The 25,734-nt window shown below is 27.0% G+C and carries 18 protein-coding genes, 3 tRNA genes and 1 pseudogene; 5 read left to right on the top strand and 17 right to left on the bottom strand.

The window, feature by feature from the left end; translation table 11 throughout:
- Entirely contained in the window at positions 1-852 is an 852-nt protein-coding gene (locus bpSLO_RS01050) for a substrate-binding domain-containing protein (protein ID WP_172797960.1), read from the bottom strand.
- 119 nt (positions 853-971) lie between these two features.
- On the opposite strand from bpSLO_RS01050, the gene efp reads away from it, so the two are divergent.
- Together efp and bpSLO_RS01040 are read left to right on the top strand one after the other, a co-directional pair.
- On the top strand, positions 972-1,550 hold the full coding sequence (gene efp, locus bpSLO_RS01045; RefSeq protein WP_025407481.1) for an elongation factor P: 579 nt from the start codon (positions 972-974) through the stop codon (positions 1,548-1,550).
- Positions 1,528-2,184: a hypothetical protein gene (locus tag bpSLO_RS01040; RefSeq protein ID WP_025375250.1), complete on the top strand. Its 657-nt coding sequence runs from the start codon at positions 1,528-1,530 to the stop codon at positions 2,182-2,184. The genes efp and bpSLO_RS01040 overlap by 23 nt, the downstream gene beginning before the upstream one ends.
- A 2-nt stretch (positions 2,185-2,186) precedes the next feature.
- Here bpSLO_RS01040 and bpSLO_RS01035 read toward each other — a convergent pair.
- The 7 genes and pseudogenes from bpSLO_RS01035 to bpSLO_RS01005 form a co-directional block, all read right to left on the bottom strand.
- Positions 2,187-2,260 (bottom strand) — tRNA-Ile (locus tag bpSLO_RS01035).
- A gap of 99 nt (positions 2,261-2,359) precedes the next feature.
- Positions 2,360-3,400, bottom strand: a complete 1,041-nt coding sequence (locus bpSLO_RS01030; RefSeq protein WP_246989725.1) for a hypothetical protein — start codon at positions 3,398-3,400, stop codon at positions 2,360-2,362.
- A 20-nt stretch (positions 3,401-3,420) separates the two neighbouring features.
- Positions 3,421-5,259, bottom strand: a complete 1,839-nt coding sequence (gene mutL / locus bpSLO_RS01025; RefSeq protein WP_025375248.1) for a DNA mismatch repair endonuclease MutL — start codon at positions 5,257-5,259, stop codon at positions 3,421-3,423.
- On the bottom strand, positions 5,256-7,613 hold the full coding sequence (locus tag bpSLO_RS01020) for a tetratricopeptide repeat protein (protein WP_246989723.1): 2,358 nt from the start codon (positions 7,611-7,613) through the stop codon (positions 5,256-5,258). Before bpSLO_RS01020 ends, mutL begins: the two co-directional genes overlap by 4 nt.
- A gap of 919 nt (positions 7,614-8,532) precedes the next feature.
- Positions 8,533-9,192, bottom strand: a pseudogene (locus bpSLO_RS08060) (tetratricopeptide repeat protein); the annotation flags it as partial.
- Between the two features lie 76 nt (positions 9,193-9,268).
- A complete protein-coding gene (locus bpSLO_RS01010) occupies positions 9,269-10,954 on the bottom strand; it encodes a BB_0208 family protein (RefSeq protein ID WP_038447941.1) in 1,686 nt (561 codons plus the stop codon).
- Positions 10,955-11,785: a UTP--glucose-1-phosphate uridylyltransferase gene (locus tag bpSLO_RS01005; protein ID WP_025375244.1), complete on the bottom strand. Its 831-nt coding sequence runs from the start codon at positions 11,783-11,785 to the stop codon at positions 10,955-10,957.
- Between the two features lie 85 nt (positions 11,786-11,870).
- Between bpSLO_RS01005 and rsmD the strand changes: the two genes are divergently transcribed.
- The gene (gene rsmD, locus bpSLO_RS01000; protein ID WP_025375243.1) at positions 11,871-12,416 is read left to right on the top strand and encodes a 16S rRNA (guanine(966)-N(2))-methyltransferase RsmD; all 546 of its coding nucleotides are present in this window, start codon (positions 11,871-11,873) and stop codon (positions 12,414-12,416) included.
- 5 nt (positions 12,417-12,421) lie between these two features.
- Here rsmD and bpSLO_RS00995 read toward each other — a convergent pair whose 3' ends face one another.
- The 6 genes from bpSLO_RS00995 to bpSLO_RS00970 form a co-directional block, all read right to left on the bottom strand.
- Positions 12,422-13,966, bottom strand: coding sequence for a hypothetical protein (locus bpSLO_RS00995; protein WP_025407483.1), 1,545 nt, complete (start codon positions 13,964-13,966; stop codon positions 12,422-12,424).
- A gap of 210 nt (positions 13,967-14,176) precedes the next feature.
- Positions 14,177-14,249: transfer RNA gene (locus tag bpSLO_RS00990), tRNA-Phe, on the bottom strand.
- 333 nt (positions 14,250-14,582) lie between these two features.
- Positions 14,583-15,554: a protease modulator HflC gene (gene hflC, locus bpSLO_RS00985; protein WP_025375241.1), complete on the bottom strand. Its 972-nt coding sequence runs from the start codon at positions 15,552-15,554 to the stop codon at positions 14,583-14,585.
- Between the two features lies 1 nt (position 15,555).
- Complete coding sequence (hflK, locus tag bpSLO_RS00980) at positions 15,556-16,488, bottom strand: FtsH protease activity modulator HflK (protein WP_025375240.1); 933 nt, start codon at positions 16,486-16,488, stop codon at positions 15,556-15,558.
- A 25-nt stretch (positions 16,489-16,513) separates the two neighbouring features.
- The gene (locus tag bpSLO_RS00975; protein WP_025375239.1) at positions 16,514-17,755 is read right to left on the bottom strand and encodes a hemolysin family protein; all 1,242 of its coding nucleotides are present in this window, start codon (positions 17,753-17,755) and stop codon (positions 16,514-16,516) included.
- A 93-nt stretch (positions 17,756-17,848) separates the two neighbouring features.
- Positions 17,849-17,921: transfer RNA gene (locus bpSLO_RS00970), tRNA-Cys, on the bottom strand.
- Positions 17,922-18,068: 147 nt separating this feature from the next.
- Between bpSLO_RS00970 and bpSLO_RS00965 the strand changes: the two genes are divergently transcribed.
- Both bpSLO_RS00965 and bpSLO_RS00960 read left to right on the top strand, forming a co-directional pair.
- Positions 18,069-19,583 (top strand): UDP-N-acetylmuramoyl-L-alanyl-D-glutamate--2,6-diaminopimelate ligase, encoded by a 1,515-nt coding sequence (locus tag bpSLO_RS00965; protein WP_025407484.1) that lies wholly within the window; start codon positions 18,069-18,071, stop codon positions 19,581-19,583.
- Positions 19,584-19,587: 4 nt separating this feature from the next.
- Positions 19,588-20,682 (top strand): D-alanine--D-alanine ligase, encoded by a 1,095-nt coding sequence (locus tag bpSLO_RS00960; RefSeq protein WP_025375237.1) that lies wholly within the window; start codon positions 19,588-19,590, stop codon positions 20,680-20,682.
- Here bpSLO_RS00960 and bpSLO_RS00955 read toward each other — a convergent pair.
- The 3 genes from bpSLO_RS00955 to prmC are packed head-to-tail and all read right to left on the bottom strand — an operon-like array spanning position 20,679 to position 25,732.
- Positions 20,679-22,922, bottom strand: a complete 2,244-nt coding sequence (locus bpSLO_RS00955) for a hypothetical protein (RefSeq protein ID WP_025407485.1) — start codon at positions 22,920-22,922, stop codon at positions 20,679-20,681. The two genes, bpSLO_RS00960 and bpSLO_RS00955, sit on opposite strands and share 4 nt — an antisense overlap.
- Positions 22,912-24,915 (bottom strand): RelA/SpoT family protein, encoded by a 2,004-nt coding sequence (locus bpSLO_RS00950; protein WP_025407486.1) that lies wholly within the window; start codon positions 24,913-24,915, stop codon positions 22,912-22,914. The genes bpSLO_RS00955 and bpSLO_RS00950 overlap by 11 nt, the downstream gene beginning before the upstream one ends.
- Positions 24,899-25,732, bottom strand: coding sequence for a peptide chain release factor N(5)-glutamine methyltransferase (gene prmC / locus bpSLO_RS00945; RefSeq protein ID WP_025375234.1), 834 nt, complete (start codon positions 25,730-25,732; stop codon positions 24,899-24,901). Before prmC ends, bpSLO_RS00950 begins: the two co-directional genes overlap by 17 nt.
- Positions 25,733-25,734 lie beyond the last annotated feature (2 nt).

Here is a 25,734-nt window from a genome sequence, read left to right as displayed (position 1 = left end):
TTAGTTATTTTCAGTTGTATGAACCTTTATGAACCCTTGTTCTTCAACAATATCTTGTCCATTTGGACTTAGCATAAAGTTAATAAAATCAAGTATGTTCTGATCCTCAGAAATACTGTTTGTGATCGCTATTAGCCTTCTCTTTATATTATATTTGTCCTTTGTTATTGTTTCTTTTGTAGGATATATGCTGTTTATTGAGAGTGTATGTAGCCCTTTTTCTATTGCACCTCTTGCATATCCAAAACTAATGTAACCAATTGAGTGGGGTGTGAGACTTATTTTTTCAATGACTTCACCATTGGATTTGACCATAATACTATCTTGTCTGAATTGAGCTTCTTCAGGATTTTTTAATATTTTATCAAGAACCAGTTCTTTTATAGATGAGTGAGAGCCTGATGATGAATCTCGGTTTATGAAGTTAATTTTAGCATCATGTCCACCAACTTGTTGCCAATTTCTAATATTTCCATTAAGTATTTTTACTAAATCTTCTTCTGTAATATTTGTGATTTTGATATCAGGGCTTGTAATGAATATTAAAGCGTCATAAGCAATGATTGTAATTTTTGCTCCTTGAGCTATTTCTTCTTCAGTTGCCTCTCTTGAAGAGATAGCCATTTTATAAATACCATCAAATAATCCTTTAATGCCAACACTACTGCCTTGAGCATCATAAGTGACTTTAAGTTGATTGTTTATTTTTTGATATCGTAGGATCATTTCATCCATAATAGAGGTTGTCGAGGTAGATCCACCAATTGCAATGACATTTTCTTTGTCTTTGTTTGTACAATTGCTAAATAAAAAAGCTACTGAAATAGTAAAGAGCATTTTGATAACCTGCATTAAATTAACTCCTTTTACAACTATATATAATATCATTAATCTTAGATAAGTCAATGAATAGTAAATATTTTGATTTTTTGATATAAGTTATTATATACATTAAGAATTTGAGGTAGTAGATGGGTACAATTAAATCGGGAGATATTGAAAAAGGTACTTTTTTGCTTTTTAAAGGCATGCCACATATTGTTCTTGAGAGAGAGTTTTCAAAAATGGGTAGGGGAGGTTCTATTGTAAGATTGAAGCTTAAAAATCTTAAAAACAAGTCTGTTGTTAAGGAAACTTTAAAGGGTGCTGATACAGTAGAAGAAATTGAAGTGTTAGAAGTTGCTTCTCAGTATCTTTATAAAGAGAATGAAAATCTTATTTTTATGGATCTAGAAACTTATGATCAATTTGATGTGAACTTAAGAGAGATTGCAAATATTGAGGACAAGGTTATGTTTTTGCAAGAAGCTGAGATTTATTCTCTTGTTAAATGGGGTAAAGAAGTTATTGATCTTAAATTGCCTCCAAAAGTTGCATTTGAGGTTATAGATGCTGAGATTGCTGTGAAAGGTGATACTGTAACTAATGCAATGAAGAATGTTACCCTTCATACGGGATTGGTGGTAAAAGCACCTCTTTTTATTAATGTTGGAGATAAAATTTTAGTTAATTCCGAAACTAAAGAGTATGCTGAGAGAGTTAAAGAGTAACATATTGTTATTATTTTTTATTTTTTTTTGTTCTTGTGAGATGAACTATCCTGATATCAGGGAAGTTGATTATGTAATTAATTATTATTTCGCTAAAGATAAATTCGATTATTTTATGACTTTTGATTTTGCCGTTAAAGTTTTAAATTCTAATGATGTGATTAAATTTTTTGTTGAAAACATGGATAGTAAGGAGTTTATTGAAGTAGCTAAGGATAAATATACTTCTTCTTTTATAGGTTCTGTTCTTGGGAAAAATGTTCTTTATTGTAAAGATTTAAGGTTTAATGTTTTTGATAAGACTTTTGAAAATTTTGTGGCACAAGTTCATCTTATTGATTCTGGAATGAGGGTATATAGTAGAGATATTGTTATAAATTTAAGCTTGTCGGAAGAAGAATTGACTTTAATTCATTATTATATGTATAACTCGAAAGATAAGCTTAAGTTAAATGAAATTAGTGGTAATAATTTATATTTGATTAAGACTCCTAAGGATGAAATTGATTTTTTCTATTCAATTGTTAAAATCGAAGATTTAATGAATATTCAGCTGGATGATGATAACTTGGATGCTTATTTAGGGTTTTATTATGTGGGCAAACATTCTAATTTATTTTTTAGATTAAACTAGTTTGGGCCTACCAGGACTTGAACCTGGGACCACCCGATTATGAGTCGGGTGCTCTAACCAACTGAGCTATAGGCCCCATATAAGTAAAGACAAGCTAAAAAAGTTCTTAAAAGTGATTAAATACTTTTTATGCCAATTAAAGCTTAGAAATACCTTAAATCATTATATTGATTTTTTATTGATTGTCAAGTTCGTCAATTTCATTTTGTATGATTTCTATTTTTGAATTTAATTCGTTTAATTTGGCCTCAATTGATTCTTTATTTTTGATGAGTTGTTGCATTTTTGATTTCACTTTTACAACTTCATCTATTTTTATTGCTTTTATTAAATCTGCATTCAATTTGGATATCTGTTGATTTATATTTTTTATTGTTTCTAACAATGAATTAATTGTTCCAGTTTTATTTAATCCCTTTTCTGTTTTTGACATCTCAACAAATTCTTCTGCAATTTTTTTTAAAATTAATTCTCTATTTGTTTGAACAGCATTAATAGCACATTCTATTTTATTCTTACTATTAATGTTATCTTTTATACTTTTATGTTTTATTTCATTGTTTATTTTTACAATTTCTGTTTGAATTTCATTTATTAACCTATATTCTTCAACAGTTGCTTTGCTTAAGTCTTTGTTTTCTACAAATTCATCAATTAAATTTTCTAAATTGTCTGAAAATAAATGTTCTTTTAATATTTTTTTCTCGAATTCTTTTGACATTTTTTCTATGTTTATTTTATTTATGATGTCTTTTAGCATTAGTGTAATGTTTATGATAAGTCTTTTGAAGAAATTAATTTTTTCATTGAGTTTTATTATTTCTGTTGTTTTGTATTTATGCTTTTCAAGTGTTGATTTGGTAAAATTCATTTTGTATTCTAAAATTGTTGAAAGATTATTTGGATATTTGTTTATTATTATTTCAGTAATTTTTTTAAGTTTTTTTTCGTATGCTTTTAGGATATGTTTTTTGCTTTTTTTATAGTCTTTGACCTTTTTATATAATTCTTTTAGTTTACTCTCATTATCTTCTATTTTATTTAGGCTTGCTTTAAGCTGAGATATTTCTTTTTCAATTAATTTTAAAGATGTGTAAGATTTTAATTTTTTAAGCTCTATTACGTTACTGTTTTTAAGTACCTTGCCAAGTTCAACTAATTTTTTATCTCTTTGTGGGATCAGTTCTTGAATTTTGGATTTAATATCTTTTATCATAAGCGGCTTCCATGTTCATTTTATTTTCTGTTAACACTTTTTTCAAGCTCAAATTTAGAAATTTTATGGTAAATTTTTCTTCCATGTGGGCAGTATTTTAGTTTGAGATTGAAAAATTCATTTATTAAAAATTGACTAAATTCAAAACTTATTGTATCATTGCATTTAATAGCTTGTCTACATGCAATAGTTGCATATAAGTCAGTTTCCAGAGAATCAATTGTTTTACTTTTTCTTGTCTTAAAAAATTGGATGATAACATTTTCATATTTGTTGCAGATATTGGGAATTGATTCGAGTTGGTAGGTTTGTTCCTTTATTTTGGTAACTATAATATCTAATTTTTTATATTCTTCCAATTCACTTGCTAATATTTTATCTGTATCTTCACAGTCTACTTGAAATTCAATTGGTATTAGAAGTTTTTGGGTAATTTTTTCTGAATTTATTAAAGTTTGATATATGACTTTTTCATGAAGTGCATGCTGATCTATGAAGAAAACCTCATTATCTTTTTCTACTATTAAAAATTCTGAAAATAGTTGTCCCCTATATTTAAATTCATGTTTTGCTATTGGTCTTTGAAAATCATTTGGCATTGTAGGATTTTCTAGGAGAATATTTTGGATATAGCTTTTGAATGATGTTTTATCTTTTTGAATTGGGTTTTGACTTTCAAATTTTACCTTGTCTTCTATTATGTTTGTTATTTTATTGTTTTGAGGTTTATCTAGAATCAATGATTCGTTTTGTATGATTTTATAAGCTTGAAAATCTGAATTTGTTGGATCATCTTCAGGGTGTAATAGATGAGCATCATTTGTTATTTGCCTTTTGATTATTATGTTATGGTAGTCTTGTAAAATCTCTTTTCGTTCTCTGTCAAAAAATTCGTTAATATTGCTTGAAACTTGCTTAGGAAGAAATGGTAAGTTAAAAAATCTTACTTCTTTTTTTTGAGGATGTATATTAAAATCTACGTATCTGGGATCTATTTCTAGAAATAAATAACATATTGGGAAATTTCTATTAGTTAGTATTCTGCTATGTCCATCAATTATTGCTTCAGATAGATTGTGCTCTTCAACAGGTCTCCTATTGAGGAATATTTTTATGTTTCGTCTGTCTTTTCTTGAAAAATTGGGTGGAGCAAAAAAGATTTTCATTTGTACATTTTCGTATTCTGTTTCTATTTTCCCAAATTTATTGTTTTCTATTATTTCTCCATATACACTCTGAACTCTATTTATTAAGCTTTCTTTAAAGTAAACTTTTCTTAGTTCATTATTTAGACTTAATTTAAAGTCAATACCAGGATGAGTAACAGCTTTTTCTTCAAAAACTTTTAAACACATTTTTGTCTCAATAGAGTCTTTTTTTAAGAATCTTTTTCTTGCTGGGAAATTGTGGAATAGATTTGTAACATCTACTATTGTTCCATTTATTGCGGATTGTTTTTTAAAATATTTTTCAGTTCCATTTTCAACTTCAATTTGGTAGCTGTCTTCTCCTGTAGTTGAACTTGTGATTGTAAGATTTGAACAGATGGCAATACTTGAGAGGGCTTCCCCTCTAAATCCTAGTGTTTGGATTTTTTCAAGGTCTTTCTCTTCATTTATTTTTGAAGTGGTATGGGGTAGGTAACATATCTTTAAATCTTCTTTGCTTATTCCACTCCCATTGTCTGTTATTAGTATTCTTCGAATCCCACCTTCTTCAAGAAAAACTTCAATTTTATCTGCTCCAGAATCTATTGAATTGTCAAGTAATTCTCTTAAAATTGAACAAGGTCTATCTATTGCTTCTCCTGCTGCTATTTTTTGTACTAGACTTCTATCTAAAAATTTTATTTTATTCATTTGCCTATAATCTTTATTATTGTTTTATTTTGTTTGTAATTGGGAAATTTGTTGATAACTTCTTTAAGTATTTTATCATTCCCATTATCATTATATTCTATTATGCCTAATGCATGTAGAGCTTCTGGGTTGTTTGGATTTATTTTAATGTATTCTTTTAATTTTTCCATAGCTCTTTTATTATCTTTAATAGCAATTAAGGCAGTTGCAAGATTGTATTTTGCTTCAAGACTTGAGTGAGCTTCTGCTTTTTGAAAAGTTTCTATTGCTTTTTGATAGTTTCCTTGATTTTTATAAAGTATGCCAAGATTGTTTAGTGCTAATAAATGATTTTTATTGCTAATTTTCTCAAGGATTTCAATTGCTTTTGGTTCATTGCCTGACTTTTCGTATGATCTTGCTAGATTGATATGAGCCGTAATATTTTCAGGATTTTTTAAAATTACACTATTGTAGAGTGGTATTGCTTCATTATAATTTGCTTTAGTCAAATAAATAGATGCTTTTAAATATAAATACTCAGATTTTTCTGGATTTATGTCAAGGGCTTTATTGATGTTTGTTAGTGATTCATTAAGATTATCATTTTCAAATTTTGCTATTGCTAGATTATAAAACATGATATCGTTTTTTTCTTTTATCGAAGTACTTGCTTTGTCTAGATATTTTTCGCTGTTTTTAAAATCCCCGATATGGTTTGCAATAATTCCTGCTTTTAAAGCATAATGAGGATTTTTTGTAATCTCATAAGCTTTTTTGAAACTTAAAAAAGCATTTTGTTTATTATTGTTTTGTTCTTCAGCTATTCCTTTTTTATAGTAGGCAGTATCATAATTTTGGTCGATTGTAATTGCCTTTTTAAAAGCTTCAATTGCTTGTTTTGGTTTATGTGACAATATTAAGCTTGTTCCTTTATTTGTATATGCTTTTTTGTGCTTTGGATTTAATGATATTGTTTTATCAAATGCTTTTATTGATTCTTCATATTTTTTAAGTTTAAATTTCATTATTCCGACTTTGTAGTGATCCTCTGCTTCGTTTGTAATATTTGCAATTTTTTCATAAATTGCTTCAGCTTTTTTGAAATCTTTTTGTTCCTCATTTGTTGATGCTAGCATTTTAAGAGATTGTAAGTCTATTGAGGTTTGACTAAGATGGTTTGCATGTGTTTTAGGTTTTTCTTTCATTTTTATTTTATTATCTGTTAAGTGATCTTTTGTGGGGAATTTTTCTTCTTTGGGTTGTTTTTGTTTGAAAAGCTCCTTTTTGAAAGGAGCTTTTTCTATACTTATTGAATTTGGCTCTATATCTTGTTTTATTAATTTAATTAATAGATTGGCCGCTTCTTGGGTCTGTAGTTTATCAATTAAGTCATTAACTTTATTGAATTTGTCACTCAATCCTTTTTTAATGAGCTCATTAAGTCTTTCTTTGGCAAGTGAGGGATCCCCGGTATTAATGTTATCTAATATTTCATAAAGTACTTTTTTTATTACATAACTATAAGGTCTCTCTATTTTTTCGATTATTTGATTTTTATGAGTATCTTTTCTGTTTGGGATCTCTTTTTTAGTTTTTGGTTTGAGAGAGGGAGAAATTTCGATAACTTTGTCAATTTGTTTTGTTTTATTTTCCCTAGAGTCATCTGTATTTTTTTGTATAAGTTTATCTTCATTTTGTTCGTGTGTTTTGATAACTTGTTTTGTAGTGTTGAACTGGGTGGTCTTGGTTTGATTTAATTCTTTGTTGAGATTTTCTTTTAGTTTTTTTAAGTTAAATAGATTTTTTTTATTCTCAATAGATTTATCGTTGTTTGGAGTTGATTCTTGTTGTTTTGTTATTTTATTTATGTTTTTTCTTAAGTTCTCAGGGACTGTGTTTTGATGAAATTCTAAAATGTCTTCGTTTTCAATTCCAGTATCATCTTTTCTATCAGCATAATTTTCTATTTTTGTAGTATCTTTTATATATCTATTGTTAAAAGCAATTTCAGAATTTTCATTATTCATAGGTATTAATTGTTGTTTTCCTTGTATTTTATCTAATATTTGATTAGCTGTATCTCTTTGTAAATCTTTTGATTCAAAAGGACTATTATTTGCAAGTTCGGAAAGAGTGTTTTCAAGCATTGCAATATCTGTATTTTGTGGGTATTTATCTTTTAGAATTTTTGTTATTGAGTGTGCTTTTTTATAATTTCTATCCATAATGCTGTTTTTTACTTCATTCAGCATTATTTCTTGATTGTTTTTATTTAGGCGTTCTTTATATACGTAATAACCAAGTCCTCCAAATGAAGCAATAAGTAATATTATTAAAATTATTAGTGTGGGTAAATTTTTTCTTTTATTCATCTATGTTCAACTCCTCTTGCCAATTAATTTTGTCTAGTTCAATTAAAGAATCTGTTTTTAAATTATCTTCAAATTTGCCTTTTAACATTGTTTTTTTCTTTTCATGTTCTTGTTTATTTTTGTTATCGTTTTTTTTCATATGCTCTTGTGTGTTTTTGTTATCGTTTTTGCTCATATGCTCTTGTGTGTTTTTGTTGTCGTTTTTCTTCATATGCTCTTGTTTATTTTTGTTATCGTTTTTGCTCATATGCTCTTGTTTATTTTTGTTATCGTTTTTGCTCATATGCCCTTGTTTATTTTTGTTGTCGTTTTTCTTCATATGCTCTTGTGTGTTTTTGTTATCGTTTTTGCTCATATGCTCTTGTGTGTTTTTGTTATCGTTTTTGCTCATATGCTCTTGTGTGTTTTTGTTATCGTTTTTGCTCATATGCCCTTGTTTATTTTTGTTGTCGTTTTTGCTCATATGCTCTTGTTTATTTTTGTTATCGTTTTTGCTCATATGCCCTTGTTTATTTTTGTTGTCGTTTTTCTTCATATGCTCTTGTGTGTTTTTGTTATCGTTTTTGCTCATATGCCCTTGTTTATTTTTGTTGTCGTTTTTCTTCATATGCTCTTGTGTGTTTTTGTTATCGTTTTTGCTCATATGCTCTTGTGTGTTTTTGTTATCGTTTTTGCTCATATGCTCTTGTTTATTTTTGTTATCATTTTTGCTCATATGTTCTTGTTTATTGTTGTTATCGTTTTTACTTATATGTTCTTGTTTATTTTTGTTATCGTTTTTGCTCATATGCTCTTGTTTATTTTTGTTATCATTTTTGCTCATATGCTCTTGTTTATTTTTGTTATCATTTTTGCTCATATGTTCTTGTTTATTTTTGTTATCATTTTTGCTCATATGTTCTTGTTTATTGTTGTTATCGTTATCTTTTTGCTGTTCTGTGGCAATGTATTCACTTCTATTTTTAAGACTGTTGTCAAGTTCTTCAAGAGCGGCTTTTTTATTTCTTAACAGAGCTATCATGTGGAGAATAGCATTTTTTTTTTCACTTTCATATCTTAATGTAATAAATTGTGAATAATCATGGATTGCCATAGTGTATGAATCCCATGCATTTTTGTAATTTTTTTCTTTAAAATTAATTTTTCCTTGTTCAACGTAAGAATTTGCTCTATTAAGAAGTGCTTTGTCATAATTGGGCATATTTTTAACTGAATTGGAATAATATTTGATTGCTAAGTTATAATAACCCTCACCTCGTTTAAACATTATGTTACCCAGTTCAAAATATAACTTATAATCAATGTCTCCTCCTATTGCAATTCCATCAAGCAGAGCCCCTTCTGCTTCGGTTAGTTGATTATTTTCTCTATAGGCTATTGCTAGAAAGTAATAGCCGTTTTGTACTTTTGGGTATTTCTGAATGGCTTCACTTAGGATTTTTATTGCTTGTGAATAATTTTTATTTTTTATCTCTTCTTGTCCAATTCTAATTAATCTTTGAGAGTATGCCAAATTTGAATTAAGTAATAAAATAAGCAAGACAATCAGATTTTTGAGCAATAATAAACATTTATTCATATCTTTTATGAGTACTATTTTATTACTTTAAGATAAATATTTCTATATTTCATAGTGTCTTAAAATCAAATTTATTTTATTCTTTAGTTAAAAATGTAATAAATTTCATTATTTCTTCTTTTTTTTCGGATGACATTGTTTGTTCTTCTTTTAATGCATTTGGTTTGGAATGACAAGTAATATAGCATATGGCAGGTAGTAATGTTTCAGTTTTAAATTCTTCTAGTTTAAATAGCAGTTCTAGTTTAATATTTTTATGTAATATTTTAAATACCCTTGTTCTTAAAATTAATGATTTGACAAAAATGTATGATTTACGATAATTTAATCTGTAAGGACTTATTTCTTGCATTTTTATTATTTCTTGAGGTATTGAAATTTTATCTTTATCGAGGTGTATCATTATTTCTGATATGAATTCAAAATGTTTTTTATCAATATTTGGATAAAAGGATAAAAAATATACAAATATTTGATTTTGAATTTCAAGGTTTTTGTTCTCAAAAAAGTTTTTTATATCTTTTGAGAATTGTGCCTTATCATTTTTATCTGCATAAATGTAAAATGCAATCCATCCGTATGTATCTATTTTTGTTGAGTTGTCTTTTATATAATTTATTATATTTTGTAAAAATATTCTTTTTATATTTTTATTTTGAAATATTTTTGAACTTTTGTATGGATTGAAATTCATTTTTTCAAAAGATACAAAAAATTCTTCTGCTTTAAATTTTGCTATGATGATATCTTTGATATTGGAACTTAGGTTGAGCAGTTTATGCGTTTCAAGATATTCAATTGCAAAGATGAAATCTTCCCATTCATTTGGTACTTTGTCTTTAAAAAACCATTCCAGGTATTGTTGTATTGCAGTTTTTTCAAGTGAAAATAAATAAGTTTTTAAAGTGTTTTGAAAATCGTTAGGGGTATATTTCATAAATTCACTAAAAAAGTAGTTAAAATTAGAATTTTTATTTGATCCTTTGTAAAAAATTTCATTAAGACTGAAAGTCTTAATTGTTTTTAGGTATTTTAGAATCTCATCATACTTTAGAGTTAAAACTTCATCTATTATGTATCTGTAATTTTTTGTTAAAATTTTATTGAAAAGTGATTTAGATAAACATCCTACTGGCCAGTAGGTTAAAATGAGTAATTTTTTTAGTTTTATTACTCTACTTTGTTTTTTTCCTAAACTTGATTTAAATAATCTTTGAAATGATTGATTATATTTTAGTATGCGTTTAATTTTTTCTTTATTTCTATGTTTTACAGCTATTAATATATCTATTGTTGGTTCTAGATTTTCTATTTTCAAGTTACTAGAGAAATTTAATATTAGTTGTTTATATAATTCTTTTTTTTCTTGTGTGTATTTGCTATTATTTTGTATTTCAATTATTTTTAAAAAGTTGGTGGAATTTAATTTATATGTTATCCCAGATCTTTTACTGATAAGATTTGTTTCTTTTTTTATTTGTAATGAATTTTTTTCTCTAATTATTTCTAGTATCCAATTTTTTATTTTTTTGTCTTGTATTTTCTCATAATAATATTCTTCAAGTGTGATATTGATTTTATTTTTTTTAAGTTCATAATCTTGACTTATTTTTATAAGATTTTGAATTTCTTCTTCATTGAGCTTGTAAAGTTTTGATAATATGCTATATCTTAAAATTTTTTCTTCTATGTTTATATTTATATATTTTTTTAATATGCTAAGAGAATTATAAAACTCTTGATATTTTGGTGCTATCTTCATTTAGTTCCTTAGTGAATTTTTAATGATTTGTAATAATTTATCATCACGTTTTGCAATTTTGATTATTGCTTCTAAATATCCCCCAATATCACCTATATCAAGTCTTTCGCCTTCTATTTCTTTGTATAATACTTTGTTCTCAGACATGAGTTTTCTTAAGGCATAAATATGATGATATTCTCCTTTTTGGTGAATTTTAAATCCTTCTTCTAAAAATTTGAAAAATTCATGGGTATATAAGAATCTTCCAATAGATGCTTTATTGCTTGGTTCTTTTCCAATTTCTGGCTTCTCTACTATGTCTTTGACATGAATATTGTCTTTATTTAATTTTATTACTCCATATCTGTTAATGTCTTTAGGATTTTCAATAACAGATAATATGTTTTTTCCAGTTTTTTTATGCATTTCTATTAATTGTGTTGTTAAGGATGGTGATCCAACATGTAAATCGTCAGGGTATGCGACTATTACATTTTCAGTACCTATCCAGGGTTTTGCATGTAGTAGAGCGTGACCTGTGCCCATCATTTCATTTTGCCTTATAAAGCTAATATTAATATCTTTAAGTTTGATTTTTTCTAGCAAGTCTTTTTTACATTCTTTGGTAAATACAGTTTCGAGTTCAATTTCTCTATCAAAATAATTATCCAAAACACTCTTTCTTCTTGAAGTTATGATTAGTATTTCTTTGATTCCAGAATTAGTAAATTCTTCAATAATATAATCAATTGATGGTTTATTTAAAATTGGAAGCATTTCCTTTGGAATAGTTTTTGTGATGGGTAAGAACCTTGTTCCATATCCCGCAGCTAAGATAATACCTTTCATGTTTTGTCTCTCTTAATTAAAATTATATCAAAAATTAAATTATAAATATTTAATTTTTTTTGAAAATGATTTAAAATCTATTTTTATGCATGTAAGTGCAGGTAAGTATAAGGGATGGAATGTTGCTTTTCCTAAAATAGGTGGTGTGCGTCCTGTGATGGCTATTGTTAGAGAAGCATTTTTTTCCATTTTTTTAAATCAGATTTTAGGATCAAATTTTCTTGATGTATTTGCAGGCACGGGAATAATGTCCCTTGAAGCTCTAAGTAGGGGAGCTAATCTTGCTCATCTTGTTGATTGTAATAAATTTTCTAAAAATGTTTTGATTAAGAATTTTGAAGTTGTGAGTGAACCTTACAAATTTTTTTTCAGGAAGGCTGAATTATTTCTTAAAAAGAGTGATCTTTTTTATGACTTTATTTATCTTGATCCGCCTTTTGGATATTCTTTTAAAGATAATTTACTTAAAATAATATCAGAAAATGAAAGTTTAAATAAAGATGCAAAAATTATTATTCATTATCCTTCGAGAGAAAATTTGGACAACAATATTTTAAGACTCTCTAAATATGATTTTAGAAAGTATGGGGGGTCAAAACTTGATTTTTTTAAAGTTAAGTCTTACGTTTAAGCTTATTAATCTTGCATAGGAGTCAAAAGTTGAAATTCATCACTTTTAAGTTCTTCAATGTTGTATCTTAATTCAAATTGATCTGTATTTTTAAATGGACTTGTCTTAATTTCTCCGTTTTGTCCCTTTATGATAATTTCTCTAGATTCAAGGTTTAGGAGTATATCTCCAATTTTGTAAGATTTGTCCTTGTGTTTGATAATGGACATAATGGGCAAAATACCTATTGTATACTTCAAAACAACTGCTTTAAATAAAGGTTCATTACAATCTTTTATGTATACATCTACTATTGCTCCATAATCGAATGGTGCAAGGACTTTTAGAAAATTTTTTAGCATTTCTACGTCAAATTTTTTGTTTTTTAAGTATTCTTCCGGGTTATCTTTTGTCCAATAGTATTGTTCACTGTTTTCAGTTAAAAATTTAATAGCTTCTAAAGGATTAACGGGTTCTTTGATTATAATTGGATTAACCATTTCATCATAAGTATCTATTATGCAAAAAATTCTAATAAGCTCATGGGTAAATTTTTTTGTTGTTGTTTCTGCACGATTTTTGATGTTAAGATAGCTTTTTTGTCCATTTATTATCATCTTTGTAATAGCAGAAATATCTTCTCTCATTCTGAATAGATTTTTAGAAATATTAATACTTTGTTCTAAAATTTCTATTTTAGACATATATTTTTCTTTTGTGTCTTTGTTTTTAAAACTGATCTTTTCTCTTAATTTTTGTAATATTGTGATATGCATGAGTCCAATTGGGTGTAATAGTACTCCAAGTGCAGCTTGCAGTATAATGTCATTATCGTAGAAAAATTCTGTGAATTCTGTGTAGTGCGATTTGTCGATAAAGAATTTTGATGTTGATCGTGGAGCATCTTTGGTAGCCCTTTCTTTATTTAATTGTGCAATACTTTTTAAAAAGTAGATCGTAGTATCAATTGCATGTATCAATATGGAGTCGCCTTCTGTTTTTATTTGTTCCCTGCAAAATTCATAATCTCTTCTGATTGAATGTAGATATAATTTTTTTATTGTTTTTGTATTATTAAGATTGTCTTTGTCTATAATTTTTTGGAAATCAAAATAATCATAGATTTTTAGTAATATCTTTTGAATAGATATTATTTTGTGTTTTGGTAAAATCTTAAAACTGCCCTCAATTATTTCCTTAAAGTAGATAGGATCGGGTTCTTTTTCCATTAGTGTATTTAAGTTAATTAATGTTTTTCTTCCAGAGATTGTAAACATTTTATCTTTTTCTGAAAATGGTTTATATATATCTTTTAATGCTTCTATTAGCTCTTCCTTTAAGGAATTTATTTCATTGTTGAGAATTTCTTCATTAATTGTATTTATTAGTTTGTCATGTGGAATATTTTCGTAATTATTTATTACTGGTATGTGTAAAACGTTACCTTTATTTAAAAATGTGATTATTTTTTCATTTACTCTTGTACTTAATTTGGCCATATTTCCAATATTTGAAAAAATTATATCCTTTTCTGTTAAATCTTCTACTTTTTTTATTTCTTTGAAAATCATTGAGAGCCCTCTTAAAAGCTTTAAGTATTTTTGTCTAATACAATTGAATGCACGAGTCAGGAATTTTAACCTATGCTTTATCAATTGAGGTGAGATGCAGCTATACTTATTATATAATTTTATATGGCCTCTTAACAGCTGAGACCTAAAGTTTATTCTTACTTTTTTTAAGTGGGCTGCATTGTATAGACAAAATCTTTTAACTTATATTGCCACCGAGGAGAATCGAACTCCTGACACAAGGATTTTCAGTCCTCTGCTCTACCAACTGAGCTACAGCGGCTAAAAATTTTTTTGTCATTGTAATTTTTTATTAACAGAAGTAATTTTTTCATAAACAAAGTTTTTTGTCAATAAAAAATTATTTGTAATTTTTTGAGTGAGTAATTTTTTTGTCAATTTTAGTTATTATAAAACATAGTAAATACTATTTTCAGTCTTTGGAACATTATAATGAAGTATATGATAAAGATAATTGTATATTTTTATGGTGATAATTATTGTCTTAACTTTTACAATGTTTTTACTAAAATTTGTTATTTGTGAAATTATCTTTATTTTTTAGTATTTGCTGAAATGGGGCACAATATAATTAATTATTTGCCCCATTTATAATTCATTTTTTATTATGCAAATATCTAAAAAAATCCATATTTGTTGAGAATATTTTTCGTTTGTCTTTAAGTGTTGTTTTATAACTCTCTAATGCTTGCCAAAATTTGTAAAATTCAACGTTTTTGCCATAAGCATTTGCATATATTTTTGCAGCCTCATGATCTCCTTCAGCTTTAATTTTAGCTGCTTCAGCTTTTGCCTCACTTAATAACTTTAACTTTTCTTTCTCAATGCTACCAAGAATTTCTGTTTGTTCAGCAATTCCTGTACTTCTTTGTTCTTCTGCAATTTGTTGTCTTTCTGAAATCATTCTGTTATGTACAGAGTCAATTAAACTTGGATCATAACCAATTTTTCTAATAAGAACGTCGACAATTTCAATACCAATGTCTTTTGTGTTTTTGTTGGAAACTTCAATTATTTCATTTTCAATTGTTTTTCGACCCTTTGTGATCTTGTAAGTTGTGTTATCTGTAATTTCTTGTGGTGTTAAAACTCCATCAGATAGACGTTGAATTGGATCATTTGAACTTCTGATGATTTCAAGCAAAGGATACTTGGCAATAACACCTCTGACTGCAGGTTCAATAGCTGCATTAATTATTATAGAAGCTCTATTCATTGTTTTAATTGCTGTATAAAATTGATTAATGTCTACAATTTTCCACCTAGCAGTTGTATCTATCCAGATTAATTGTTTTTCTTCTCCTCCTGTTGGAATTCTTTGAGGTTCTCCATCCCATCTAAGTATGTTTTTGGGAAATATTTGTACATTTTCAATAAATGGAATTTTATATTTAAGTCCTGCTGTGTTTTCAGTTCTTTCAATTTTACCAAGTCTTGTGGTTATTGAAATTTCGTTTTCTTTTAAAATATAGAGTGGTTGCATTATAGCTAACGATATTAAGCCAAATATTAATGTAAAAGCTAAAATCTTAGCAATAGAGAATAAAAATTTTAGTATGTATTTCATTTTATTTAACCTCCTTAAATGGAAGGAAATTATTTAAGTTTTTGTCAATTATTTCAATATTGTCTTTATTCTCAAGAATTTCCTTCATTGCTTCGTTATAGATTCTCTCTTTTGTAATTTCTGGATCTTTAATGTATGCATTTAGGATTGCATTAAAAATGGAGGTATCAGCTAATGCGGTATTTATTCTGTTTTCCTTATATCCCTTGGCTTCTTCTATCAGTTTAAGGGCTTCTCCTCTAATTTTTGGGATTATTTGGTTAAATTTTTTTCTTCCCTCGTTAATGAATTTATTTTTATCCTGGATTGCGATATTAACATCTTCAAATGCCTCATAAACTTTTCCCTTTGGTGGCATAGCATTTCTGATTTGTACTTGAACAATATCAATGCCTAAATCATATGTTTTTATGATTTCATTCATAGAGTCTTTTACTCCTTCTGAGACACCAACTCTATTATCATTAATTATTTCAAAAATAGTATTGTCCCCAATTAATCTGTTCATTGATGATTTTGCAATGTCTGTTATGGTTTTTGCAGGATCTTCTACTTTAAACATAAAAGAATATGGGTCACTGATTTTGTATTGTACTAACCATTCAACCCTAATTATATTTAAGTCACCAGTAATAATTATCCCGTCATCTTCGTTCAAGTTAGGTCCTGTGTTATTATCTGTATTAAAACCAAATTTAACTTCTTGTACGATCTTTACTGGTACAATTAATTTTTCTTCAATTAATGGAATTTTTATATGTATGCCTGGTTCAAGTATTCTATTTAACTTGCCAAGACGAAGAACTATAGCTTCATCAGATGGTCCCACCACAAAAATATTTGCAATGGTTATTAGTAATGTTATTACTAATATAATTAGAATTATCATATATTCATATGTTTTGTTGAAAAATTTTAAGATATCATTTAACATCTTGTCTCCTTTTTGTTATGCATTTTTACTCCTTTTCAAATTTTGTAAATGTTATTTTTTTTATTTTATGATTCTGGATTTCCTCTATTAAATATTCTCCATGTTCTGTGCTAACCTGTTCTCCACCCGTGGGTATTTTATCAAGTAAATCCATTATGTATCCTCCAATTGTGTTTATATAATCTTTGTGTTGAATCTTTATTCCAACTGTTTCTTCAATCTCATCAAATGTGGTTTCGCCCGATATTAGGTAGATATTTTCATCTTTTTTAGTAATGAGTTGTTTTTGTTCTTCAAAATCATATTCATCAAATATTGCACCAAAGATTTTCTCTACTATGTCTTCTATTGTAAGTATTCCTGCAAATCCTCCATACTCGTCGATAACGATGGCCATTATTTTTTGTTTTTGTCTCATGATATCTAGTATATCTTTGATCCTTTTGTTTTGTTGTACAAAAACAGCAGGTTTGACAAATTTAATAATGTTTTGTTCAAGTTTTTTTTTACTTATTTCGATTAGGTCTTTAGTTATTAAAATTCCTATTATTTGTTCTCTATTTTGACCTTTATATACAGGAATTCTGGAATATCCTTCTTTTTTAATTAGTTTGATCTTATCTTTTAATTGTGATGTGCTTGAGAGTGAGAATACTTCTGTTCGATGTGTCATAACCTCAGAAGCCCTAACTTCTCCTATGTTTAACATTTTTTGCATGAATATTCTGTCATCATTTTCTAAAATTCCTAATTTTTCGGCCAAAAATAACATATTTTTAATGCTATCTTTAGTCATTTTTTGACTTGCTTTTATTTTACATAGGTTTAGTAAAATTTTAACTATTCCATTAATTACATATATTGCTGGTGTGAATAAGATTGTTAATATTTTGAGTAAGATTGAGGTTGATAGAACTATGCTCTCATTATTTAAAATTGCGATCTGTTTAGGAAATATTTCTGAGCATATAAGCACTATTATTGTTATGATTCCAGTTGATAAAGCAAGTGCATTGTTTCCATATTTGTCGAGGACAAATTTTGTTGTAAGAGCGCTTGCTGTTATGTTGGCAATATTATTCCCAATTAGAATTGTCGTTACAAGCTTTGATGGATTTTGGGCTAAGTTGTATACTACTGTTCCTAATTTGCCTTTTTTCTTGATGTCTTGAAGTTGAATTAGGCTTAATGATGTGTAGGCTGTCTCTGATGCTGAAAAAATTGCCGATAATATTATAAATATTAATATAATTGTTAATTCTAACATAAGTATTATTTTAATTTATCTTTAAAGCATTTTCTTTAGTTTTGTTTGTCTTTGTAAAAAAAAATTGCATTGGCTTTTTACTTAAGGATTACAAGGCGCCGACCGGAATCGAACCGGCGAATCAAAGTTTTGCAGACTTCTCCCTTAGCCACTTGGGTACAGCGCCATTCTAAACATTAGTTAGTTTATTAAAAAATATTTAAATTGTAAACAGTATCTTTTATAATTGAATAATTGTGATTGAACTTTTTTAAGTATTTTCTTTATATGTTTTTCTATAAAAATAATTTTTATTTTTGTAATATTTATGAATATGAATGAAAAAATGCTTAATAATGTTTTATCTAAGTTAGATAAGAATTTTGTAAAGGAAATTAAAGGGTCTTGTGAAGTAGAAATCTTGGGACTTACATATGATTCAAGATGTGTTTTATCTCATTTTGTATTTTTTGCTCTTCCAGGATTTCATTTTGATGGTCAAAAATTTATCAATTCGGCAATTGAGCGAGGTAGTAATGTTATTGTGCATACTAATGATATTGATGTTTATGATCCCAATGTGACATATATTAAAATTGATTCTTGTAATATAAAAAAATTTATGTCAAATTTTGCTCATGTTTTTTATAATGAGCCTTCAAAAAATCTTAAGATTATTGGCGTTACAGGAACTGATGGTAAAAGTTCTGTTTGTTTTTATATCTATACTCTATTAAAATCTATGGGTGTTAAAGTTGGTTTTATTTCAACGGTATTCTTTGAAGATGGAAGTGGAACGCTAGTTAAGAATCCTTATAGGCAGTCGACTCCAGAGTCAACAGAAATTCATTTAGTTCTTAGTAAAATGGTAGAAAACAATGTTGAATATGCTATTGTTGAATCGACTTCGCATGGTCTTGATATTAGAACATCAAGACTCATTGATATTGCGTACTCTGTTGCTGTTTTAACTAATATTAGTCATGAACATCTTGAATTTCATGGTACTATGCAGCATTATTTAAATGCTAAACTTAATCTTTTCTCTTCTGCAGATGCTAATGGTGGTTTTGGTATTATCAATATGGATGATAAAAATTTTTCTACCTTTTTAAATACTATTAATAGGGCTTATACGTATAGTTTAGAGAATAAAAATGCTGACTTTTTTGTAAGTAAGATTAATGAACAAATGGGTTTTACTGAATTTGAGTTTTATCATAAGAATGTTAAATATGATGCTAGAGTTAATTTGACTGGCAGTTTCAATGTCGAAAATGTTATGGCGGCTTTAATTGTTGTTAGTCAAGTTATGAACGTTGATGTTTCAGAACTTATTGATAAGCTTGTAAATATTGAGGGTCTTTTTGGACGAATGCAAGGTGTTAATTTTGGGCAGGATTTTTCTTTGATTATTGATTATGCGCATACACCCGGAGCTTTTCTTAAAATTTTTCCTATCTTTAAAAGACTTTCAAAAAATAGATTGATTTCTGTTTTTGGTTCTGCTGGAGAGAGAGATGTTCTTAAGAGAAAATTGCAAGGAGAAATTGCAGATAAATATTCAGATATAATAATACTTTGTGATGAAGATCCAAGAGGTGAGGATAGTATGCAAATAATTAGAGATATTGCGGAAGGAATTTCAGGAAAGACTTTAAATAAAGATTTATTTTTCATTCCTGATCGAAAAAGTGCAATTGAAAAGGCAATCAATATTGCACATACTGACGATTTGGTGGTTACTCTTGGGAAGGGGCATGAAAACTCAATAATATATAAAGATCGAAGTATATTTTGGGATGAGCAAGCTGTTGTTAAAGATATAATTTCGAGAAATAGGAGTTGATTTGATGAAAAAAAATCTTATGTTAATATTTGGAGGAGTTTCTTTTGAGCATGAAATTTCTCTTAGATCTGCTTGTGGAATTTATTCAGCTCTTATGAAGCTTGATAAATATAATGTGTTTTCAAGTTTTATTGATAAAATTACTGGGGGTTGGTACCTATTAGATTCTGTTCCTGATGATCCTAAATTAATTAAAAAAGATAGTTCTGCTATTATTAGTTTAATTCCTGGTTATGGAATATTTGTAAATAATAAGGATCTTAAAATTGATGTTGTGTTTCCTATTATTCATGGGAGAACAGGTGAGGATGGTGCTATTCAGGGATTCTCAAAAATTATGGATATTCCTTGTGTTGGTTCTGGAATTTTAGGAAGTGCTATTTCTATTAATAAGTATTTCTGTAAGCTTTTGCTTAAAAGTTTTAATATTCCTTTAGTGCCCTTTATTGGTTTTAAAAAATATGATTATCTTTTAGATAAAGAGGGTATCAAAAAAGACATAAAGCAAAGTTTAGATTATCCTGTCATTGTTAAACCGGCTATGCTAGGTTCTTCAATTGGAATAAGCATTGCATATAATGATACTCAGATTGAAAAATGTATTGAAGAAGCTTTTACGTATGATTTAACAGTTGTTATAGAGAAGTTTATGAAGGTAAGGGAGATTGAATGTGCTGTTATTGGAAATGAGCAGATTAAAATATTTACTCCTGGTGAAATTGTTATACAGGATTTTGTATTTTATGACTATGATGCTAAATATTCCACTACTCCTGGAAATTCGGTTGTCTTTAATATTCCTGCTCACCTTGATACCAAACATTTATTAGACATTAAAGAATATGCATTTTTTACTTATAAATGTTTGGAGCTTAGGGGTATGGCAAGGATTGATTTTTTGATCGAAAAAGATACTGACTCAGTTTATGTTAATGAAATAAATACAATTCCAGGATTTACAGATATTTCTATGTTTGCTAAGATGTGTGAACATGATGGTCTTGATTATGGATCTTTGGTTGATAAATTGATAGCTTTAGCTTTTCAAAGTTATGCAAAGAGAAAGGAGAGGATTGATTTTCACCGTCTGGAAAACTAATTTAGTTTCAAATTTTTTAAATTTTCAATTTCCTTGTCATTTTGAAGTTTAAAAAAGGGATTTTGATTGTATTTTGCAGATTTTGGAAGTATTCCAGAATATTTTATTGCGTATGAATAGTCTATATTAATGTTTTTAATTTCTTTTTTTGTTTTTTGATCATATATTTTTACGTAGTTTTTATTGATATCAGAGTAAGCAAAAACGTCATATTTAATTTTTTCTTGAGATTTAACCGTAAAAGTTATATTTGTTGTATTTGATTTAATATTATTTATTGTAAATATTATATTGTTGGATGCTATTTTATATGGTGTATTGCTTTGATATATGATAAGTTCAGATGCATTTTTTAAAAATAGATTAATTTGTTTTGTAATCTTATTTGTGGTAATTTTAATGTCATAAGTAGTTCTCTCAGCTACATCTATTTTTTGAAAAAATAAATCTATTAAGTTTTCTTGTGTTTGAATTTCCTTTTCTGTGTATTTTTTATTTTTTTCTAAGCTTAAATTAAAATCTTTTGTTGAAATTTGAATTGTATTTCTGTTGTCTTGTAGGTATTCTACGCTAATTTTGTTAGTTTTTTCTGGGAAGCTTATTATTTGATCTATTTTTATTGTTGAAATTTTTTCTATGTCGTGTGATATTATGGTAATGGCGATTATTAGAAAAAGAATGATAGATTCAATCTTTTCAAATTTTGTAAATTCTTGTTTTATTGTCTCAGTTTTATGTTTTAAATGTTCTACAATGTTGGTAAGTATTGCTGAGAAAAGTGAAATTGATATGAAATAGCTTAGTGCAATCGGTCTTGCCGTCATTAAGGTTGTTTGTATTGACGTTATTAGCATGAGATTTGTTATCCAAATAAGCATTATTACTATCTTTTTTAGAATTTTTGTCTTGTTAGGAATAATTAATATTAGTATATTTTTTAAAATTATGATTAAAATAAATTCTATTTTGATATATAACATTATAATAAGTTCAATTATAGAGATTGATATTGCTAAATATTTAAGTTCTTTAAGGCTTAAATGTATTTTAAAGTTATATGTGAAATAAGATATAAGATTGAAGTTAAATAATGTTAGAAAAAAATTTACTAGATATATTGGATTTATAATCTTATAGTCTATGAAATTTTCATATGCTGTTAACATTTTATTTGTAATTAGAGTAGAAATATATGTGCTTAGGAATAATATGAAAAATAGTTTTATGATTTTATGGTAATTTTCTTTTGTTTTTCTAAGTATGATACTAGTTTTTTTAAATTTTGTGATGAACACTAATATAATGAAATTGCAAATAGCATATATTATTATGATAAGTGTATTTTCATTTATTATCCACTTTTTAAATGGCATATTTATAATGATATAGTGTAGTTCATTTTCACTTTGATTATTTTTTTTAGCTTTGATTGTCTCTTCAATTGATTTGTAAATGTCACAAAGATTATTATTTTTTACATGTTTTAAGAGTGAGCATTCTTTATTGTTGCTTATTATTAAAATTGGAATTTCTTCTTTTAAATACAAATTGTATATTTCATTGATATGTTTGTCATTTATTTTTGATACGTTAAAGTTTACTTTATGATTTTCAAATGTTTTTATAAAATTTTCTAAAAAGCTTAAACTTGTTTTTGAATTTATTATGTTTGATTGATTTTTAAACTCTATTAAGTTGTTTGATTTGTCTTCATTTAGCATTAAATATATTGTATTTATATTTTTGTCAAGTACATTATTGTTTAATAACAATCTACTGCTTATTGTTGATATTTGTTTATTTGAGTCGTCTTCTATAAAATAAATGTTTAGGTTATTCTTTATCTCTTTGTTCTTGAAATTATTTATTAGTGTTATTATAATGGCAATTGCTAGGTTATTTTTTAGATCATATTGTGATTCTATTGGGACAATGATATTATAGTTAGTTTTTTCTGTGCCTTTTATTTTTACGTGAATTGTTTTTTGCGAGTATCCAATAAATCCAATTTCTTGGAGTGAGTGTTCTTTGTGTTGAATCTTATTTTCTAGAAAATATTTTTTTATGTAATCATAAGTATTTTCTATTCGTTTTATCTTTTCTAAAGATCTGTTTAGTTCATTAATTTTTGTGATATGTTTTCTTATTTGTTTGTCACATTGTTCTATTTCGTCTGCTTTTATTATTTTATGTGAAATGAATGTTTGTATTAGTATTAAGAGTAATGTCTTAATTATCATAATTTTTTATGTCTTCTTCTACTTGCATTATTTGAAGTACGTTAGGATTTTCTTTAAGTGAAGTAAAAATCATTGATACGTTTTTTGCATTTGATGAGATAATAATGTTAATTATTCCATATCCATTTCCGCAGTCTTCTATTTTTTCACTAATAAGTCTTACGTCAAAAGTTGTAAAAAGATTGTCTAAATAATTAAAAAGACCTTTTAAATTATTTAAGAATATTATGATATGATATACTTTCCTTGTTGGTGTTGCTTCCCATTCTACTTCTACAAGATGACTTTTTTTCTGATGTGTAATTTCTCTACAATGTTCTTTGTGAACTACTATTGTATCTTTTTGTATTATCCCAATGATATCTTCACCTGTTAATGGATTACAGTCAGGGGATATTGTAATGCTTTTTATTTTGGATTTTGTTAAAGATTTAAACAAGCTGAAGAGTCTTTTCTGTTCCTTATTTTCTCCAATAAGGTATGCAATTATGTTATTGTCTACAAATATTGTATTGTCATTTTTGTTAAGCCAAGATCTAATTTTTGAGCGTGCTTTTTTTGTTCTAACACTGTTAAGCCAAATTACATCAGGTTTTGCCTCTGGAGAGGTAAATATTTCAACAATTTGTTCATTTTTTAATGGTTTGGTTAGTGAGCTAATTTTACCATTAATTTTTGCATAAAGTGCTTGATCCCCAATATCTGTATGTATTGTGTATGCGAAGTCAATTGAGTTTGAGCCAAATGGAAGTTCTACTATTTCTCCTTCTGGTGTATAGACATATATAAATGTGTTTAAGAGTTCTTTGTGTATGTCATGCATTGAGTATTGATTTTTGTTAACCGATTCTTGTTGCCATTTTTTGATTCGGTTGATAAATGATATATCATCAGCTTTTAATTCGACTTGTTCTTTGTAAAGCCAGTGAGCCGCAACACCATATTTAGCAATTTTATCCATTTCTTCTGTTCTAATTTGTATTTCTATCAATTGATTATCTTCAGGTATTCTGACAGTGGTATGTAGAGATTGATATTTGTTTTCTTTAGGGATTGCTATGTAATCTTTTAGTCTTCCAGGTATTGGTTTCCAAACTTTGTGTACAATTTCTAGTATTTCATAGCATTCTTTTTGTTGTTTACAAATTATTCTTATTCCCAAGGTATCAAAGATTTGAGAAATATTATTATTTCTTGTTTTCATTTTTCTAAATATTGAGTAAAAGTGTTTTGAACGTACTGTGATTGTGACATCGATGCCAATTTTTTTAAGTTCTTTCTCTATTATCAATTTTCCCTTATATAATTTTTTTTCCCTTTCTATTTTTGTTGCGGATAAAAAATTTTTGATTTCTTTATATTCTTTTGGATAAAGATATTTTAATGATAAATCCTCAAGATATATTTTAAGAGATGAGATACCAAGTCTTTCTGCAATTGGTACATAAGTGGCAAGACAGTCTATTGCAATTCTTTCCCTCCTGTTTTTAGGTAAGTGAGAAAGGGTTGCCATATTATGTAGTTTGTCTGCAAGTTTGATTATTATTATTCTAATATCATGAGTCATTGCAAAAAACATTTTTGAAATGGTATTTGCTTCTTTGATTGCTCTTGTTTTATTGTGTAGGTCGTGAATTTTGGTTACCCCATCAATTAGACTGAAAATTTCTTGATCAAATTCTTTAATTATTTCTTCCTTTTTGACACTTGTGTCTTCAAGAACATCGTGTAGTAACCCAGCTATTATTGTTTTAAAGTCTAGTTGAAATTTTATAAGAAATAATGCAACCATTATTGGATGGATGACATATGGCTCTTTACTTTCTCTATATTGTCCGTAGTGTAATTGTTCTGATATTTCAAGAGCTTTAAATATTAATTTTTTTTGAATCTCATCTTGATAAATATTATTGACAGTCTTTATAAAAATATTTTTTAATTTATCAATATCATTTATTTTAAGTAAGTATGCAATTTCATAGACTTGTATCATTCTTTATCCTTAAGACCAATGCTCTTTCTCTGCTTTCAATGTCATATATAGTTTTTAAATAGTCAAACCCTTCCTGGATTGCAAAATTTTTTAAAGATTTTGTTTGCCAAGGAGCCATTTCTATTATTAAGAGTCCATTTTTGGCAAGCTTGTATTTTGCCTGTCTTATTATTTTTTTTGGAATTTCAAGCCCGTCTTTTCCAAACCCTAAAAGAGCCACTCTTGGTTCTTTTATTAATTTTTCCTTTATTTTTAGTTCATCTTTATTTAAATAAGGAGGATTTGTTATGATTAGCTCAAACTCTTTATTTATGTATTTTAACAGATCTGAATGTTGTATTTCTATATAATTTTCTAATTTTAGTTTTTGTGTATTTTTTAATGATACTTTTAAGGCTTTATTTGAAATATCCGATAGTGTTACTTTGCACTTAAGATAATGTGCAATTGTTAAGCCAATGCATCCACTTCCGCAACATAAATCTAAAATTTTATTTAAATTGTGCTTTTTAATTTGAATTAAAGCTTCTTCTACTAAACATTCTGTATCTTCTCTAGGAATTAGTACATGTTTGTTTATATAGAACTCAATACCCATAAATTCTTTTGTTTTAAGTATATAGTTTATGGGTATGCCTGATCTTATTCTGTTTATTTGACACAATAATTTATGTTCTTCTTGTTTTGTTAAATTTTTATTTATATTTGCAAGAATTAATTCTTTTCGACTCTTTAAGATTTTTTCAAGTAGTAATAAAATCTCAAGAGTATTTAAATTATGTTGTTTTGAATTTTTTATTGCTTCATTTATTGTCATTA

Source organism: Borrelia parkeri (genome assembly GCF_023035815.1).
In the GTDB taxonomy this organism is placed as follows: domain Bacteria; phylum Spirochaetota; class Spirochaetia; order Borreliales; family Borreliaceae; genus Borrelia; species Borrelia parkeri.
This window is presented reverse-complemented; position numbering and strand designations above follow the sequence as displayed.